At 51.7% G+C, this 17544-nt stretch carries 14 protein-coding genes; 4 read left to right on the top strand and 10 right to left on the bottom strand.

Annotated features, from left to right (window positions below; all coding sequences use genetic code 11):
• The first annotated feature begins 1 nt into the window (after window position 1).
• The gene (thiG, locus tag OGY08_RS00655; protein ID WP_032945651.1) at window positions 2-772 is read left to right on the top strand and encodes a thiazole synthase; all 771 of its coding nucleotides are present in this window, start codon (window positions 2-4) and stop codon (window positions 770-772) included.
• Window positions 769-1902 (top strand): 2-iminoacetate synthase ThiH, encoded by a 1134-nt coding sequence (gene thiH / locus OGY08_RS00650; protein WP_008787119.1) that lies wholly within the window; start codon window positions 769-771, stop codon window positions 1900-1902. Before thiG ends, thiH begins: the two co-directional genes overlap by 4 nt.
• 119 nt (window positions 1903-2021) lie before the next feature.
• On the opposite strand, the gene cspE is transcribed toward thiH, so the two are convergent.
• Entirely contained in the window at window positions 2022-2234 is a 213-nt protein-coding gene (cspE, locus tag OGY08_RS00645; protein ID WP_071446117.1) for a transcription antiterminator/RNA stability regulator CspE, read from the bottom strand.
• Window positions 2235-3325: 1091 nt separating this feature from the next.
• Here cspE and OGY08_RS00640 point away from each other — a divergent pair.
• Window positions 3326-3631, top strand: a complete 306-nt coding sequence (locus OGY08_RS00640) for a PTS sugar transporter subunit IIB (protein WP_003033102.1) — start codon at window positions 3326-3328, stop codon at window positions 3629-3631.
• 4 nt (window positions 3632-3635) lie between these two features.
• The gene (locus OGY08_RS00635; protein ID WP_048215162.1) at window positions 3636-3953 is read left to right on the top strand and encodes a PTS lactose/cellobiose transporter subunit IIA; all 318 of its coding nucleotides are present in this window, start codon (window positions 3636-3638) and stop codon (window positions 3951-3953) included.
• Window positions 3954-4055: 102 nt separating this feature from the next.
• Here OGY08_RS00635 and rpoC read toward each other — a convergent pair whose 3' ends face one another.
• From rpoC to tuf, 9 genes are all read right to left on the bottom strand, one after another.
• The gene (gene rpoC / locus OGY08_RS00630; RefSeq protein WP_003826919.1) at window positions 4056-8279 is read right to left on the bottom strand and encodes a DNA-directed RNA polymerase subunit beta'; all 4224 of its coding nucleotides are present in this window, start codon (window positions 8277-8279) and stop codon (window positions 4056-4058) included.
• 76 nt (window positions 8280-8355) lie between these two features.
• Window positions 8356-12384 carry a DNA-directed RNA polymerase subunit beta gene (rpoB, locus tag OGY08_RS00625; RefSeq protein WP_125363702.1) on the bottom strand — a complete coding sequence of 1343 codons (4029 nt, stop codon included), beginning with the start codon at window positions 12382-12384 and terminating at the stop codon, window positions 8356-8358.
• Between the two features lie 320 nt (window positions 12385-12704).
• On the bottom strand, window positions 12705-13070 hold the full coding sequence (rplL, locus tag OGY08_RS00620) for a 50S ribosomal protein L7/L12 (RefSeq protein ID WP_003033114.1): 366 nt from the start codon (window positions 13068-13070) through the stop codon (window positions 12705-12707).
• 66 nt (window positions 13071-13136) lie between these two features.
• Window positions 13137-13634 (bottom strand): 50S ribosomal protein L10, encoded by a 498-nt coding sequence (gene rplJ / locus OGY08_RS00615; protein ID WP_001207203.1) that lies wholly within the window; start codon window positions 13632-13634, stop codon window positions 13137-13139.
• 414 nt (window positions 13635-14048) lie between these two features.
• Window positions 14049-14756 carry a 50S ribosomal protein L1 gene (gene rplA / locus OGY08_RS00610; RefSeq protein ID WP_003033119.1) on the bottom strand — a complete coding sequence of 236 codons (708 nt, stop codon included), beginning with the start codon at window positions 14754-14756 and terminating at the stop codon, window positions 14049-14051.
• 3 nt (window positions 14757-14759) lie between these two features.
• Window positions 14760-15188 (bottom strand): 50S ribosomal protein L11, encoded by a 429-nt coding sequence (gene rplK, locus OGY08_RS00605; RefSeq protein WP_003033122.1) that lies wholly within the window; start codon window positions 15186-15188, stop codon window positions 14760-14762.
• 154 nt (window positions 15189-15342) lie between these two features.
• Entirely contained in the window at window positions 15343-15888 is a 546-nt protein-coding gene (nusG, locus tag OGY08_RS00600) for a transcription termination/antitermination protein NusG (RefSeq protein ID WP_003033125.1), read from the bottom strand.
• A gap of 1 nt (window position 15889) precedes the next feature.
• Entirely contained in the window at window positions 15890-16273 is a 384-nt protein-coding gene (gene secE, locus OGY08_RS00595; protein WP_003033128.1) for a preprotein translocase subunit SecE, read from the bottom strand.
• Window positions 16274-16503: 230 nt separating this feature from the next.
• Window positions 16504-17544 (bottom strand): elongation factor Tu (tuf, locus tag OGY08_RS00590; RefSeq protein ID WP_058842576.1); only part of this gene is annotated, 1041 nt, incomplete at its 5' end.

Here is a 17544-nt window from a genome sequence, read left to right as displayed (position 1 = left end):
TATGTTACGTATTGCCGACAAAACGTTTGATTCGCATCTGTTCACCGGCACCGGAAAATTTGCTTCATCGCAGCTGATGGTCGAGGCGATTCGCGCCTCCGGCAGCCAACTGGTAACGCTGGCCATGAAGCGCGTGGATTTGCGTCAGCACAACGATGCTATTCTGGCGCCGCTGGTAGAAGCTGGTGTGACGCTGTTGCCCAACACTTCGGGGGCAAAAACCGCTGAAGAGGCGATTTTTGCTGCCCAGTTAGCGCGTGAAGCGCTGGGCACAAACTGGCTGAAATTAGAAATCCATCCGGACGCCCGCTGGCTGTTACCCGATCCAATCGAAACATTGAAAGCCGCAGAAGCACTGGTGAAAAAGGGCTTCGTGGTGCTGCCTTACTGTGGCGCAGATCCGGTGCTGTGCAAACGGCTGGAAGAAGTAGGCTGTTCTGCAGTCATGCCGCTCGGCGCGCCCATCGGTTCTAATCAGGGGCTGGAAACCAAAGCGATGCTGGAGATTATTATCCAACAGGCGACCGTGCCGGTGGTGGTTGATGCAGGCATCGGCGTCCCCAGCCACGCCACGCAGGCGCTGGAAATGGGCGCCGACGCGGTGTTGGTCAATACGGCAATCGCGGTAGCCGACAGCCCGGTGATGATGGCAACCGCCTTCCGCCTGGCCGTTGAAGCTGGCTTGCTGGCACGCCAGGCGGTACCAGGAAGCAAAAGTTCGCAGGCAAGTCCCACCAGCCCGTTAACCGGATTCCTGGAGGCCTTCGCATGAAAACGTTCAGCGACCGCTGGCGACAGCTGGACTGGGACGACATCCGCCTGCGTATCAACGGTAAAACCGCCGCTGACGTGGAGCGCGCCCTCAACGCTTCGCATCTTAGTCGCGACGATCTGATGGCATTGCTCTCTCCTGCCGCCGCCGATTATCTGGAGCCGCTGGCGCAGCGGGCGCAGAAGCTCACCCGTCAGCGTTTTGGTAACACGGTGAGCTTTTACGTGCCGTTGTATCTCTCCAACCTTTGCGCCAACGACTGCACCTACTGCGGTTTTTCGATGAGCAACCGTATCAAACGTAAAACGCTGGACGAAGATGAGATAATACGGGAGTGTGCGGCTATCCGTGAGCTGGGTTTTGAGCATCTGCTGCTGGTCACCGGTGAACATCAGGCAAAAGTGGGGATGGATTACTTTCGTCGCCATTTGCCTGCCATTCGCCGCCAGTTCGCCTCTTTACAGATGGAGGTACAGCCGTTGTCAGAGGCTGAATATGCAGAGCTGAAGACGCTGGGGCTGGATGGCGTGATGGTGTATCAGGAGAGTTATCATGAGGCAACTTACGCTCGCCACCATTTAAAAGGGAAAAAGCAGGATTTCTTCTGGCGCCTGGAAACGCCGGACAGGCTGGGCCGCGCAGGGATCGACAAAATCGGTCTTGGCGCGTTGATTGGTTTGTCCGACAGCTGGCGGGTTGATTGCTATATGGTGGCTGAACATCTGCTATGGATGCAGCAGCATTACTGGCAGAGCCGTTACTCTATCTCCTTCCCTCGCCTGCGCCCATGCACCGGAGGCGTTGAGCCTGCATCGATCATGGATGAGCGACAGTTGGTCCAGACCATTTGCGCGTTTCGTTTACTGGCGCCAGAAATTGAGCTGTCGCTCTCCACCCGCGAATCGCCATGGTTTCGTGACCATGTGATCCCGTTGGCGATCAACAACGTCAGCGCCTTCTCAAAAACCCAGCCCGGTGGTTATGCCGATAACCACCCCGAACTGGAACAGTTCTCCCCGCACGACGATCGTCGCCCAGAAGCCGTTGCTGAAGCACTCATGGCCCAGGGTTTACAGCCCGTGTGGAAAGACTGGGACAGCTATCTGGGGCGCGCTTCACAGGTACCGTAGGTCAGGAGCAATCGCATAAACAAAAAAACCCGCTTTCGCGGGTTTTTTCTTCACTGACACTTAACTGCTCGGGCTCTGGCCTTCATCGCTATCGTAAGCGCTCGTGAAATTATCGGCGATTACAGCACGACAACGTTAACAGCAGACGGGCCTTTAGCGCCATTCTCCACGGAGAACTCCACCTTTTGACCTTCGTCTAACGTTTTAAAATCGTTACTCTGGATAGCGGAGAAATGCACAAACACATCCTTGCTACCGTCCTGAGGAGTGATAAAGCCGAAGCCTTTATCAGAGTTAAACCATTTTACTAAACCAGTCATTTTGTTAGACATAGATACTTCCTTTCATGTTTTTGAGCCGCTTATGCAGCGAAGATGGCCTGTTTGCAGAAATTAACTTATGGGGCACTTAGGGAGGAGGCTCATGAAGAAGAGTATCTGAGGATAACGCTTGAACTGAGAACTGCTTTACTAAAACTGCTTGCATAAGGTCTGTGTTCCAAACCGATGCCGCTATAGTAGACCTACTTCTAATCATTAAGCAAGCATTAATTTTTTTAATACCCACTGAGTGATGCAATGTTGAACCATCGCGGCTAAGCATCCTGGATAAAAGCTTGATCTACAATGAACAAAAGCCCCGACTATTGCAGTCAGGGCTTTACGTTACTACACACTTCAAATTTAACATTAATAAACTTAACGATTTAATACTGCTGATGGTACTACTTTAAAATGTACACGTTTACTACAGATAATATTGGATATTGATACTAACTGAAGCTTTCCTCTATTTACCGTTAAACACATTCCACCCGCTTGATAATAGAACTCAAGGCTGGTGACCTAAACAAGTACACTTCCCCTCGCGACATATACTCTTTGATGCGTTGCCTTATTTCCCTTGTGATAACCAGAAAAGCAGAAATCACAAACATTTACTATAAAATCATGGCGTTACATCGTCGCGTTTTACTGACTTTTTGCGATTAGATATATCAACTACGTGGCCTGAAAGCATTGTCGAAGTGAAAAATAGCGTTTTCAGCATCGACTATCCCATACAAAAAATACTTCGTGGCCTTTATCGCAAACCCCAATCAAGCTCTACTAACACTTACTACGTTAACAGCAAACTACAATTTCTCCGCTGTTAAGTATTAACATACGGGTTTAAAAAACGCTGTCAATACTGTTTTTTATAACATGTCTTTATTGACAGTGATTATATATTCCAGCATGTGATAAGCGAGTCAAAAAGCCGCTGGCTCTGGTCCAGAACGCAGGGTTCTGCCTCTTTTTGTAACCGGTTTCAGAAAAAGCGGCTTTCTTTGTGATGCCTTGCACACAATCGTTGCAAAGCAGTTGTTGCTATAGCTGGCTCGCGATAATTATCAACTCACACATGTTGATCGAGACTGCTTATGAAAAACATCGTTTTATGCTGTGCCGCCGGAATGTCCACCAGCATGCTGGTGCAAAGGATGAAAGATGCCGCCCAGAAAAAAGGCGTCGACGTCACTATCAAAGCCGTCCCGGTGGCCGAGTTTGAAGAGAATATCGCTACAGCGGATATCGTTTTGCTCGGTCCACAGGTTAAGTATGAACAGGCCAAGCTACAGGCGATCGCCGACCCACTAGGCAAAAAGGTCGCCGTTATCGACATGATGGATTACGGCATGATGAAAGGCGATGCGGTACTGGATAAGGCGCTGAAACTACTGGAGTGATGGTATGGAAGAGTTAGAAACGATCATCATGGAGTTATTGGTAAATGCTGGCGCTGCACGCAGCCAGGCCCTGACGGCATTGCAACTGGCGCGTAAAGGTGATTTCTCCGGTGCAGAACAAGCGATGACGGAATCACGCGAGTACGTCAAACAAGCGCATAAAATCCAGACCCAGCTGATCGGTATTGACGAAGGAACTGGCAAACTACCGGTTAATCTCATCACCGTCCATTCGCAGGACCACCTGATGAATGCCATGGTGATTCAGGATCTGGCCGGCGATATGATTGAGCTTTATCGGCGGTTACCACCGATAAATTAATGACACTGCCGGATGGCTTCGTAGACCTGATAAACGCCATCAGAAATAACATAGACATAAAAAAACCCGCCGAAGCGGGTTTTTTATTATGGTCGGCAACGATTAATCGTTGTCAGAACCGCCCAGGCCTGCGTTCAGCAGTTCTGCCAGGCTGGCAGACGCATCTTCAGCAGTTACCTGCGGTGCAGCTGGCAGTTCGCCCGCTGCGCGACGGCGCATACGATCCTGGTGGTACGCATAACCAGTACCTGCCGGGATCAGACGACCCACGATGACGTTCTCTTTCAGACCGCGCAGTTCATCACGTTTACCTGCAACAGCTGCTTCGGTCAGGACACGCGTGGTTTCCTGGAACGATGCTGCAGAGATGAAGGACTCGGTTGCCAGAGACGCTTTGGTGATACCCAGCAGATCGCGGGAGAACGTTGCACCCACTTTGCCGTTCGCTTCCAGCTCGCGGTTTGCGATCTTGACGCGGGAGTATTCAACCTGCTCGCCTTCCAGGAAGTCGGAGCTACCAGCGCTTTCGATGGTGGCTTTACGCAGCATCTGACGAACGATAACTTCGATGTGTTTATCGTTAATCTTAACACCCTGCAGACGGTATACGTCCTGAACTTCGTTAACGATGTAACGAGTTACAGCATGCACACCACGCAGACGCAGGATATCGTGCGGCGCTTCCGGACCGTCGGAAACCACGTCACCACGTTCTACACGTTCACCTTCGAACACGTTGAGCTGACGCCATTTCGGAATCATCTCTTCGTACGGTTCGCTACCGTCTACCGGGGTGATAACCAGACGACGTTTACCTTTGGTTTCTTTACCGAAGGAAATGATGCCGCTGATTTCAGCCAGGATTGCCGGCTCTTTCGGACGACGTGCTTCGAACAGGTCCGCAACGCGCGGCAGACCACCGGTGATATCCTTGGTACCGCCGGATTCCTGCGGAACACGCGCCAGGGTGTCACCAGAGCTGATCTGTACGCCATCTTCCAGCTGAACAATCGCTTTACCCGGCAGGAAGTACTGAGCAGGCATATCGGTGCCTGGGATCAGAACGTCGTTGCCCTGAGCATCAACAATTTTCAGTGCCGGACGCAGGTCTTTACCACCCGCAGTACGCTCTGCAGAATCCAGAACCACCAGAGAAGACAGACCGGTCAGCTCGTCGGTCTGACGAGTAATGGTCTGGCCGTCGATCATGTCAGTGAAGCGGACGAAACCACTCACTTCGGTGATAACCGGCATGGTGTGCGGATCCCAGTTTGCTACGGTTTCGCCGCCAGCAACCTGTTCGCCATCACCTTTCGCCATAACGGAGCCGTAAGGCACTTTATAGCTTTCTTTGGTACGGCCGAATTCGTCGATCAGTTTCAGTTCGGTGTTACGTGAGGTGATAACCAGTTTACCGCTGGAGTTCACAACCGACTTCGCGTTGCTCAGACGGATGCTACCTTTGTTTTTCACCTGGATGCTGGATTCAGCAGCCGCACGAGATGCCGCACCACCGATGTGGAACGTACGCATCGTCAGCTGTGTACCCGGTTCACCGATGGACTGTGCCGCGATAACGCCGATTGCTTCACCTTTGTTGATGATGTGGCCACGCGCCAGGTCACGACCATAGCAGTGCGCACATACACCAAAGTCGGTGTCACAAGATACAACGGAACGGACTTTAACGGAGTCAACGGAGTTCTCTTCCAGCAGATCACACCACTGTTCGTGCAGCAGCGTGTTGCGTGGAACCAGAATATCCGCCGTACCCGGCTTCAGAACGTCTTCAGCAGTTACACGACCCAGAACGCGATCGCGCAGCGGCTCTTTAACGTCACCACCCTCGATAACCGGGGTCATGGTGATGCCTTCCAGAGTGCCGCAATCGTCTTCAGTAACAACCAGGTCCTGCGCGACGTCAACCAGACGACGAGTCAGATAACCGGAGTTCGCTGTTTTCAGTGCGGTATCCGCCAGACCTTTACGAGCACCGTGAGTAGAGATGAAGTACTGGAGTACGTTCAGACCTTCACGGAAGTTCGCGGTGATTGGCGTTTCGATGATGGAGCCATCTGGCTTCGCCATCAGACCACGCATACCGGCCAGCTGACGAATCTGTGCTGCAGAACCACGCGCACCGGAGTCGGCCATCATGTAGATGCTGTTGAAGGAAACCTGCTGCTCTTCTACGCCGTCACGGTTAATAACGGTTTCGGTTTGCAGGTTATCCATCATCGCTTTGGATACACGATCGTTCGCCGCAGCCCAGATATCGATAACTTTGTTATAGCGTTCGCCTGCGGTTACCAGACCAGACTGGAACTGCTCCTGGATCTCAGCAACTTCAGCTTCCGCTTCAGAGATGATCTCGTGTTTCTTCTCTGGGATGACCATGTCATCAATACCAACAGATGCACCTGAACGCGCTGCATATGCAAAGCCGGTGTACATTGTCTGGTCAGCGAAGATAACGGTCGGCTTCAGGCCCAGAATGCGGTAACAGGTGTTCAGCATTTTGGAGATAGCTTTCTTGCCCAGCGCCTGGTTGACGATGGAGAAAGGCAGACCTTTCGGTACGATCATCCACAGAATGGCACGGCCAACGGTCGTGTCTTTCAGGCTGGTTTTCGCAACGAATTCGCCGTTTTCATCTTTTTCATATTCGGTGATACGCACTTTAACGCGCGCATGCAGAGAGGCCAGACCTGCGCGATAGATACGCTCAGCTTCTTTCGGGCCAGTCAGCACCATGCCTTCGCCTTTGGCGTTAACACAGTCACGGGTCATGTAGTACAGACCCAATACAACGTCCTGAGACGGAACGATGATAGGTTCGCCGTTCGCCGGAGACAGGATGTTGTTGGTAGACATCATCAGCGCACGCGCTTCGAGCTGGGCTTCCAGCGTCAGCGGTACGTGAACAGCCATCTGGTCACCATCGAAGTCGGCGTTATATGCCGCACAAACCAGCGGGTGCAGCTGGATAGCTTTACCTTCGATCAGTACCGGTTCAAATGCCTGGATACCCAGACGGTGCAGTGTTGGTGCACGGTTCAGCAGTACCGGGTGTTCGCGGATAACTTCGTCCAGGATATCCCAAACGACAGCTTCTTCACGCTCAACCATTTTCTTAGCGGCTTTGATGGTGGTGGCCAGGCCACGCAGTTCCAGCTTGCCGTAGATGAACGGTTTGAACAGTTCCAGTGCCATTTTCTTCGGCAGACCGCACTGATGCAGACGCAGGTATGGACCTACGGTGATTACAGAACGACCGGAGTAGTCAACACGCTTACCGAGCAGGTTCTGACGGAAACGACCCTGCTTACCTTTAATCATGTCGGCCAAAGATTTCAGAGGACGTTTGTTAGAACCGGTGATCGCACGACCGCGACGACCGTTATCCAGCAGGGCGTCAACCGCTTCCTGCAGCATACGTTTTTCGTTGCGTACGATGATGTCCGGCGCAGCCAGATCCAGCAGACGCTTCAGACGGTTGTTACGGTTGATAACGCGACGATACAGATCGTTCAGATCCGATGTTGCGAAACGACCACCATCCAGCGGAACCAGCGGACGCAGATCTGGCGGCAGAACCGGCAGAACGGTCAGGATCATCCACTCTGGCTTGTTGCCAGACTGTACGAAGGCTTCCAGCAGTTTGATACGCTTGGTCAGCTTCTTACGCTTGGTTTCGGAGTTGGTTTCGTTCAGCTCTTCGCGCAGAGTTTCACACTCTTGCTCCAGATCCATGCTCTTCAGCAGGGCCTGAATAGCTTCCGCACCCATCTTCGCGTCGAATTCGTCACCGAACTCTTCCAGCGCGTCCAGATACTGCTCTTCAGTCAGGATCTGTTGACGCTCCAGGTTGGTCATACCGCCTTCGATAACAACATAAGATTCGAAGTACAGCACGCGCTCGATATCGCGCAGCGGCATATCAAGCAGCAGACCGATACGGGACGGCAGCGATTTCAGGAACCAGATGTGAGCAGTCGGAGACGCCAGCTCGATGTGGCCCATACGCTCACGGCGTACTTTAGTCTGGGTCACTTCAACGCCGCACTTCTCACAGATCACACCACGGTGTTTCAGGCGCTTGTACTTACCGCACAGGCACTCGTAGTCTTTTACCGGCCCAAAGATACGGGCGCAGAAAAGGCCGTCACGTTCAGGTTTGAACGTACGGTAGTTGATGGTTTCCGGCTTCTTAACTTCACCGAAAGACCATGAACGGATCATGTCTGGCGAGGCCAGAGCAATTTTGATCGCATCAAACTCTTCGGTTTTAGTCTGCGCTTTCAGAAACTTTAATAAATCTTTCACGGATTTGCTCCCGTCGGAGTTAGCACAATCTGGCGCTGGCTGTTACGCCAGCACCAGTGACCTGTTTGATCGAGAGTTACTCGTCTTCCAGCTCGATGTTGATACCCAGCGAACGAATCTCTTTCAACAGTACGTTGAAGGATTCCGGCATGCCTGGTTCCATCTGATGGTTGCCGTCCACGATGTTTTTATACATCTTAGTACGACCGTTCACGTCATCAGACTTAACGGTGAGCATTTCCTGCAGGGTGTATGCTGCGCCATATGCTTCCAGCGCCCACACTTCCATCTCCCCGAAGCGCTGACCACCGAACTGCGCCTTACCACCCAGCGGCTGCTGAGTAACCAGGCTGTAAGAACCGGTAGAACGCGCATGCATCTTGTCATCAACCAGGTGGTTCAGTTTCAGCATGTACATGTAGCCAACGGTAACCTGGCGCTCGAACTGCTCACCGGTACGACCGTCGAACAGTGTGATCTGACCGGAAGTCGGCAGGCCACCCAGCTGTAACAGTTCCTTGATTTCAGACTCTTTCGCACCGTCGAATACCGGCGTTGCGATCGGCATACCTTTTTTCAGGTTTTCAGCCAGACGCAGAACTTCTTCATCGCTGAAGGTATTCAGGTCAACTTTCTGACGAACATCTGAACCCAGATCGTAAGCACGCTGGATGAATTCGCGCAGTTTCGCGACTTCCTGCTGCTGTTTCAGCATGGCGTTGATCTTATCGCCGATACCTTTTGCAGCCATACCCAGGTGGGTTTCAAGGATCTGACCGATGTTCATACGCGATGGTACGCCCAGCGGGTTCAGTACGATATCTACCGGCGTACCGTTAGCATCGTGTGGCATATCTTCGATCGGGTTGATCTTAGAGATTACACCCTTGTTACCGTGACGACCTGCCATCTTATCACCAGGCTGGATCCGACGTTTAACCGCCAGATACACCTTAACAATCTTCAGCACGCCCGGTGCCAGATCGTCGCCCTGAGTGATTTTACGGCGTTTCGCTTCGAGTTTTTTCTCGAATTCGTGTTTCAGTTCGTCGTACTGCTCAGCCAGTTGTTCCAGCTGATTCTGTTTCTCTTCGTCGGTCAGGCCGAGTTCTAACCAGCGGTCGCGCGGCAGTTTGTCGAGCTTCTCAGCTTCAACACCACCGGAAACCAGCACAGCGTAGATACGGCTGAACAGGCCAGCTTCGAGGATCTGCAGTTCTTCAGACAGGTCTTTTTTCGCCTGCTTCAGCTGCATCTCTTCGATTTCCAGCGCACGTTTGTCTTTTTCTACGCCATCGCGAGTAAAGACCTGAACGTCGATAATCGTACCGGAAACACCGTTTGGCACGCGCAGAGAAGAGTCTTTAACGTCAGACGCTTTCTCACCGAAGATCGCACGCAGCAGCTTCTCTTCTGGCGTCAGCTGGGTTTCACCTTTCGGTGTTACCTTACCAACCAGAATGTCGCCACCGGTCACTTCCGCACCGATATAAACGATACCGGATTCATCCAGTTTGGAGAGCGCAGCTTCACCCACGTTCGGGATGTCAGCGGTGATCTCTTCTGGCCCCAGCTTGGTGTCACGGGACACACATGCCAGTTCCTGAATATGGATGGTGGTGAAACGGTCTTCCTGGACAACACGCTCGGATACGAGGATGGAGTCTTCGAAGTTGTAACCATTCCATGGCATGAATGCCACGCGCATGTTCTGACCCAGCGCCAGTTCACCGAGGTCGGTGGACGGACCGTCTGCCAGCACATCACCACGTTCAACCGGCTCGCCCAGAGATACGCAAGGCATCTGGTTGATGCAGGTGTTCTGGTTAGAACGGGTGTATTTGGTCAGGTTATAAATGTCGATACCTGCTTCGCCCGGGTACATCTCGTCTTCGTTAACTTTGATAACGATACGGGAAGCATCCACGTACTGAACAGTACCGCCACGTTTAGCAACTGCAGTAACACCGGAGTCAACGGCAACAGCACGTTCCATACCGGTACCAACCAGCGGCTTATCAGCGCGCAGAGTCGGAACCGCCTGACGTTGCATGTTCGCACCCATCAATGCACGGTTGGCGTCATCGTGTTCCAGGAACGGGATCAGGGACGCACCGACGGATACCACCTGCTGGGTGGATACGTCCATGTAGTCAACCTGGTCGCGGCTGAACAAGCTGGATTCGCCTTTGCTACGGCAGGTAACCAGATCTTCTACAAAGTGGCCTTCGTCATCCAGGTTGGAGTTCGCCTGAGCGATAACGTAGTTGCCTTCTTCGATAGCAGACAGGTAATGAATTTCGTCAGTTACAACACCGTCGGTCACTTTACGGTACGGAGTCTCGAGGAAGCCGTATTCGTTAGTCTGTGCATACACGGACAGGGAGTTGATCAGACCGATGTTCGGACCTTCAGGTGTTTCGATTGGACATACGCGACCGTAGTGAGTCGGGTGTACGTCTCGAACTTCGAAGCCTGCGCGTTCACGGGTCAGACCGCCTGGGCCGAGTGCGGAGATACGACGTTTGTGCGTAATCTCAGACAGCGGGTTGTTCTGGTCCATAAACTGAGACAGCTGGCTGGAACCAAAGAACTCTTTCACTGCTGCAGAAATCGGCTTGGCGTTGATCATATCCTGAGGCATCAGGGTATCCAGATCGCCCAGAGACAGACGCTCTTTCACCGCACGCTCAACACGTACCAGGCCAACGCGGAACTGGTTTTCCGCCATTTCGCCTACGGAACGGATACGACGGTTGCCGAGGTGGTCGATATCATCGACTTCGCCTTTACCGTTACGGATATCGATGAGCTTCTTCATCACTTCGATGATGTCGTCTTTGCTCAGGATACCTGAACCTTCGATTTCGTCGCGCAGCAGAGAGCGGTTGAACTTCATACGACCAACCGCAGACAGGTCATAGCGGTCTTCGGAGAAGAACAGGTTCTCGAACAGGCTTTCAGCAGCTTCACGAGTCGGCGGCTCACCAGGACGCATCATGCGGTAGATTTCTACCAGTGCGCTCAGACGATCGTTGGTTGGGTCAACACGTACAGTTTCAGAAATGTACGGACCGTGGTCCAGATCGTTAGTGAACAGCGTTTCGATACGCTTGTGACCAGACTGGCTCAGCTTAGCCAGCAGATCCAGGCTCAGCTCCATGTTAGCTGCGCAGATCAGCTCGCCAGTAGATTCGTCAACGTAGTCTTTAGCCGCAACTTTACCAGCAATGTATTCAACCGGAACTTCGATATGTTTGATATCGTCTTTTTCCAGTTGGCGAATGTGGCGCGCAGTGATGCGACGGCCTTTTTCGACGTAGACTTTGCCGCTAGCTTCAATGTCAAAGGAGGCGGTTTCACCACGCAGGCGTTCCGGCACCAGTTCCATCTGCAGCTTGTTGTCACGAATTTCGAAAACAACTTTTTCAAAGAACAGGTCAAGGATCTGCTCAGTGGTGTAGTTCAGTGCACGCAGAATAATGGTCGCAGGCAGTTTACGGCGACGGTCAATACGTACGAACAGGTTGTCCTTCGGATCGAATTCGAAGTCCAGCCAGGAACCACGGTAAGGGATGATGCGCGCGTTATACAGCACTTTACCCGAAGAGTGGGTTTTACCTTTGTCGGAGTCAAAGAAGACGCCAGGACTACGGTGCAGCTGAGAAACGATAACACGCTCAGTACCATTGATTACAAAGGTACCGTTGTCAGTCATGAGCGGAATTTCGCCCATGTAGACTTCTTGTTCTTTAATGTCTTTTACGGTGCCTTCCGGCGCTTCGCGCTCGTAGATCACCAGACGCAGTTTTACGCGCAGCGGTGCGGAATAGGTCACGCCACGGATCTGACATTCCTGAACGTCAAACACCGGTTCGCCAAGGCGGTAGCTGACGTATTGCAGCTCGGAATTACCGCTGTAGCTCTGAATCGGGAAAACGGAACGGAAAGCTGCTTCCAGACCATACTGCCCTTCAGGATCTTGCTCGATGAACTTCTGAAACGAGTCAAGCTGGATAGAAAGGAGATAAGGTATGTCCAACACTTGTGGACGTTTACCAAAATCCTTACGAATACGTTTTTTCTCGGTATAGGAGTAAACCATTAGGGTTCCTCAGCTCGCTGACAAGTCGACCCATCTGTCCGACGAAGGGACAGTTTGTGCAACACTATTTTGTTGACCGGAAAATCGAATACTTTCCGCAATGCCTGTTGCTATCACGCTTAAACCATTTCATTGCGATTTACACAGAACTGATGCTCTGTCGCAGTATATTAAGACGTCGATAGAAACAAGCATTGAAAGGCACAGCAGTAGTCAAACAGTGTGAAATGCTACTGGCGCCTTACAGCGCAAAAAGGCTGGTGACTAAAAAGTCACCAGCCATCAGCCTAATTTCTTAGGCTGCAACCAGAAAAGTTGGCTTATTTAACTTCAACTTCAGCGCCAGCTTCTTCCAGAGATTTTTTCAGTGCTTCTGCGTCGTCTTTGCTGATGCCTTCTTTCAGGGCAGCCGGAGCAGATTCTACCAGGTCTTTAGCTTCTTTCAGACCCAGGCCAGTTGCGCCACGTACTGCTTTGATTACAGCAACTTTGTTAGCGCCAGCAGCTTTCAGAATTACGTCGAATTCAGTTTTTTCTTCAGCAGCTTCAGCCGGGCCAGCAGCTACAGCTACAGCAGCAGCAGCGGAAACACCGAATTTTTCTTCCATTGCAGAGATCAGTTCTACAACGTCCATTACGGACATAGCGGATACTGCTTCAATGATTTGATCTTTAGTGATAGACATTTAAATTGTTCCTGAAAATCAGAATAAGTTTATACGTAAGCAGATGCTTGAGAAAGATAACTGCGATTAAGCAGCTTCTTTCGCATCGCGTACAGCAGCCAGAGTACGAACCAGTTTGCCAGCCGAAGCTTCTTTCATGGTTGCCATCAGGCGTGCAATTGCTTCTTCGTAGGTCGGCAGAGTTGCCAGGCGATCGATTTGCGATGCCGGGATCAATTCACCTTCAAAGGCTGCGGCTTTGACCTCAAATTTTGCATTCGCTTTCGCGAACTCTTTGAACAGACGAGCAGCAGCGCCCGGGTGTTCCATAGAGTATGCAATCAGGGTCGGACCAACAAACGTGTCTTTCAGGCACTCGAACTGAGTACCTTCAACGACGCGGCGCAGCAGGGTGTTACGAACAACACGCATGTATACGCCAGCTTCACGACCTGCTTTACGCAGTTCAGTCATTTTATCTACAGTTACGCCACGGGAATCCGCAACTACTGCAGACAGCGCGCCTTTGGCTACTTCGCTGACTTCAGCAACAATCGCTTGTTTGTCTTGAAGATTTAAAGCCATTAGCTTTGCTCCTGGATGTTTGCCGGAACTCATGTTCCGGAACTCACTTCACTCTCCCCAACGGAAAGAGCGTCTAAATACGGTGAGCAGAAACAAGCCAGAGTATCAGAAATAATCTTAGCGTTCTGTCACCGTCTACGCAGGGCATTAAGTTTCTTACGAAACACCTGCGGTCTTCGACGGAGGCCTGGATAGGCCAGGCTCCAACGAACAAATCTTGTCTATCTGTCGCTATTCAATCTGTGACGGCGTTGACTGCCTTCGTTCACACCAGTCACATAGTTAACTATGCTCCTGGCGATTCACTCAGTTGTCGCCTTGCCACAGCCTGAATATCTCGGATATACGTCTGCAATTAGCAGAAACGTGGGGGTAAGATTGTAGACAAAATCACCGCCCACGTAAAGGCGAATATTAGTTCGCCACAGTCGCAGTCAGACCGGACTGATCAACGGCAACGCCAGCACCCATGGTGGTGGAGATGCTAACTTTCTTGATGTACACGCCTTTAGCCTGAGTCGGTTTCGCTTTTTTCAGCGCAACCAGCAGAGATTCCAGGTTTTCTTTCAGTTTGTCAGCGTCAAAATCCACTTTACCGATGGTGGTGTGGATGATGCCGTTTTTGTCGTTACGGTAACGAACCTGACCTGCTTTAGCGTTCTTAACTGCTTCAGCAACGTTAGGGGTTACAGTACCAACTTTCGGGTTTGGCATCAGGCCACGCGGGCCCAGAACCTGACCCAGCTGGCCAACAACGCGCATTGCATCCGGGGAAGCAATAACAACGTCAAAGTTCATTTCGCCTTTCTTGATCTGGTCAGCCAGATCTTCCATACCTACCAGCTCAGCGCCTGCAGCTTTAGCAGCTTCAGCGTTTGCGCCCTGGGCAAATACGGCTACGCGAACGGAACGGCCAGTACCGTGCGGCAGTACAGTTGCACCACGTACGTTCTGGTCAGATTTACGAGCGTCGATGCCGAGGTTAACGGCAACGTCTACGCTTTCTACGAATTTAGCAGTGGCCAGCTCTTTCAGCAGAGCAATAGCTTCGTTGATGTCGTACTGTTTAGTTGCATCAACTTTGTCACGGATCACGCGCATACGCTTGGTCAGTTTAGCCATTTCTTAGTCCTCCACTACCAGGCCCATGGAACGTGCAGTACCTTCAATGGAGCGAGTCATCGCTTCAATGTCGGAACCAGTCATGTCGGCAGCTTTGGTCTGCGCGATTTCCTGCAGCTGAGCGCGGGAAATTTTACCCACTTTGTCTTTGTTCGGCTTGCCGGAACCAGACTTGATACCAGCCGCTTTCTTCAGCAGAACTGCTGCCGGAGGCGTTTTGGTAACGAAAGTGAAAGAACGGTCAGCGTAAACGGTGATAACAACCGGGATCGGCAGACCTTTTTCCATGGAATCAGTTTTTGCGTTGAACGCTTTGCAGAATTCCATGATGTTCACGCCTTGTTGACCCAGTGCTGGACCTACCGGCGGACTCGGGTTAGCCATACCAGCTGCAACCTGCAGCTTGACGTAGGCCTGGACTTTCTTAGCCATTCTAAATTCCTCTAGTTGGGTTATAGCGCCTCAAGGAGGCTCCCCGTGATTAAATTCGTTTTACGGACAGGGCCCATAAAAACAAAAGGCGCGAAATTGTATTCCAATCTCGCGCCTTGTGCAACGATTAAATCGCCGCTTTTTTGATCGCTGTTTAGGCTTTTTCTACCTGGGCAAAGTCCAGTTCTACCGGGGTCGCACGACCGAAGATAGAAACAGAGACTTTCAGGCGGGACTTCTCGTAGTCCACTTCTTCAACCACGCCGTTAAAGTCAGCAAATGGACCGTCACTAACGCGAACCATTTCACCTGGCTCAAACATCGTTTTCGGACGCGGTTTATCGCCAACCTGCTGCAGACGGTTCATGATCGCATCAACTTCTTTGTCGCTGATCGGCGCCGGACGGTCAGATGTACCGCCGATAAAGCCCATCACACGCGGCACGCTGCGCACCAGGTGCCAGCTTGCGTCATTCATCACCATTTGGACCAGTACATAGCCCGGGAAGAATTTACGTTCGCTCTTGCGACGCTGGCCACCACGGATTTCGACCACTTCTTCGGTCGGCACCATGACTTCGCCAAACAGCTCTTCCATATTTTGTAACTTGATATATTCGCGCAGCGACGTGGCTACGCGGCCTTCAAAACCGGAAAACGCCTGAACGACGTACCAGCGCTTTTTAGGGGCTTCAGACATCTTAGAACCTCAGGCCAGTGATAAAGGATACCAGGCGAACCAGAATACCATCCAGTCCCCACAGGATCAGTGACATTACTGCGGTAACCGCAGCCACAATTAATGTGGTGTGCAATGTTTCCTGGCGAGTTGGCCAAATGACCTTACGGACTTCGGTTCTCGCTTCACGGGCAAAAGCAACGGTCGCTTTACCTTTTGTTGTCAACAGCGCGACACCACCCGCTGCGGCAATCAGAATCACTACGGCCAGCGCACGCAGCGGCAGCATCATGTCACGATAGAGGTAGTTGCCAACGATAGCTACAAGCAGCAATACAGCGACAACAACCCACTTCATCGCTTCCAGGCCGCGCCCGCTTCCTTGAGCTTCGGTATTCGCACTCATAAACCAACCTGTCAGAAGTATTCTACAAACATTTTCACCCCGCGTAAGCGAGGCGATCCAAACCGAAATGCTCTGGTGCGTTTCGGACTAAACGCCCTCTTCAGAGCCTGTCTCAGCAATGATTATGACAAAAAAAATCACTGATGAGCCAGGTTCTGGTGTGAAAGCGTGCAAAAAGGGCATCAAATGATGCCCTTTTATTGCGCATTGCGTCAAATGTTATTCGGCAATTAGCTCATTACTTTAGCAACAACGCCCGCACCAACAGTACGGCCGCCTTCACGGATTGCGAAACGCAGACCGTCGTCCATCGCGATCGGGTGGATCAGGGTAACAACCATTTTGATGTTGTCGCCCGGCATTACCATCTCTACGCCTTCCGGCAGTTCGATGGTACCAGTCACGTCAGTAGTACGGAAGTAGAACTGCGGACGGTAGCCTTTGAAGAACGGAGTATGACGGCCGCCTTCGTCTTTGGACAGAATGTACACTTCAGATTCGAACTTGGTGTGCGGCTTGATAGAGCCCGGCTTAGCCAGTACCTGACCACGTTCGATTTCTTCACGTTTGATACCACGCAGCAGAACACCAACGTTCTCACCAGCACGGCCTTCGTCCAGCAGTTTGCGGAACATTTCAACGCCAGTACAGGTAGACTTAGCAGTCTCTTTGATACCAACGATTTCAACTTCTTCACCAACTTTGATGATACCGCGCTCTACACGACCGGTAACAACGGTACCACGACCGGAGATGGAGAATACGTCTTCGATAGGCAGCAGGAACGGCTTGTCAATCGCACGCTCTGGTTCTGGGATGTAAGAATCCAGGAAGCCAGCCAGTTCGATGATTTTCGCTTCCCACTCTGCTTCGCCTTCCAGCGCTTTCAGAGCAGAACCACGAACAATCGGAGTGTCGTCGCCCGGGAAATCGTACTGAGACAGAAGTTCACGAACTTCCATTTCTACCAGTTCCAGCAGCTCTTCGTCATCAACCATGTCGCATTTGTTCAGGAACACGATGATGTACGGAACGCCTACCTGACGACCCAGCAGGATGTGCTCACGAGTCTGCGGCATCGGGCCGTCAGTCGCAGCAACAACCAGGATCGCGCCGTCCATCTGCGCAGCACCGGTGATCATGTTTTTAACATAGTCGGCGTGGCCCGGGCAGTCTACGTGTGCGTAGTGGCGAGTCGGGGTGTCATATTCAACGTGAGAAGTGTTGATGGTGATACCACGAGCTTTTTCTTCCGGCGCGTTATCGATCTG

It is taken from the genome of Citrobacter sp. Cpo069 (assembly GCF_030332785.1).
Taxonomy (GTDB): Bacteria; Pseudomonadota; Gammaproteobacteria; order Enterobacterales; family Enterobacteriaceae; genus Citrobacter; species Citrobacter portucalensis.
Note: the sequence above shows the minus strand (reverse complement) of the source record. Positions and strands in the feature narration are given on the sequence as shown.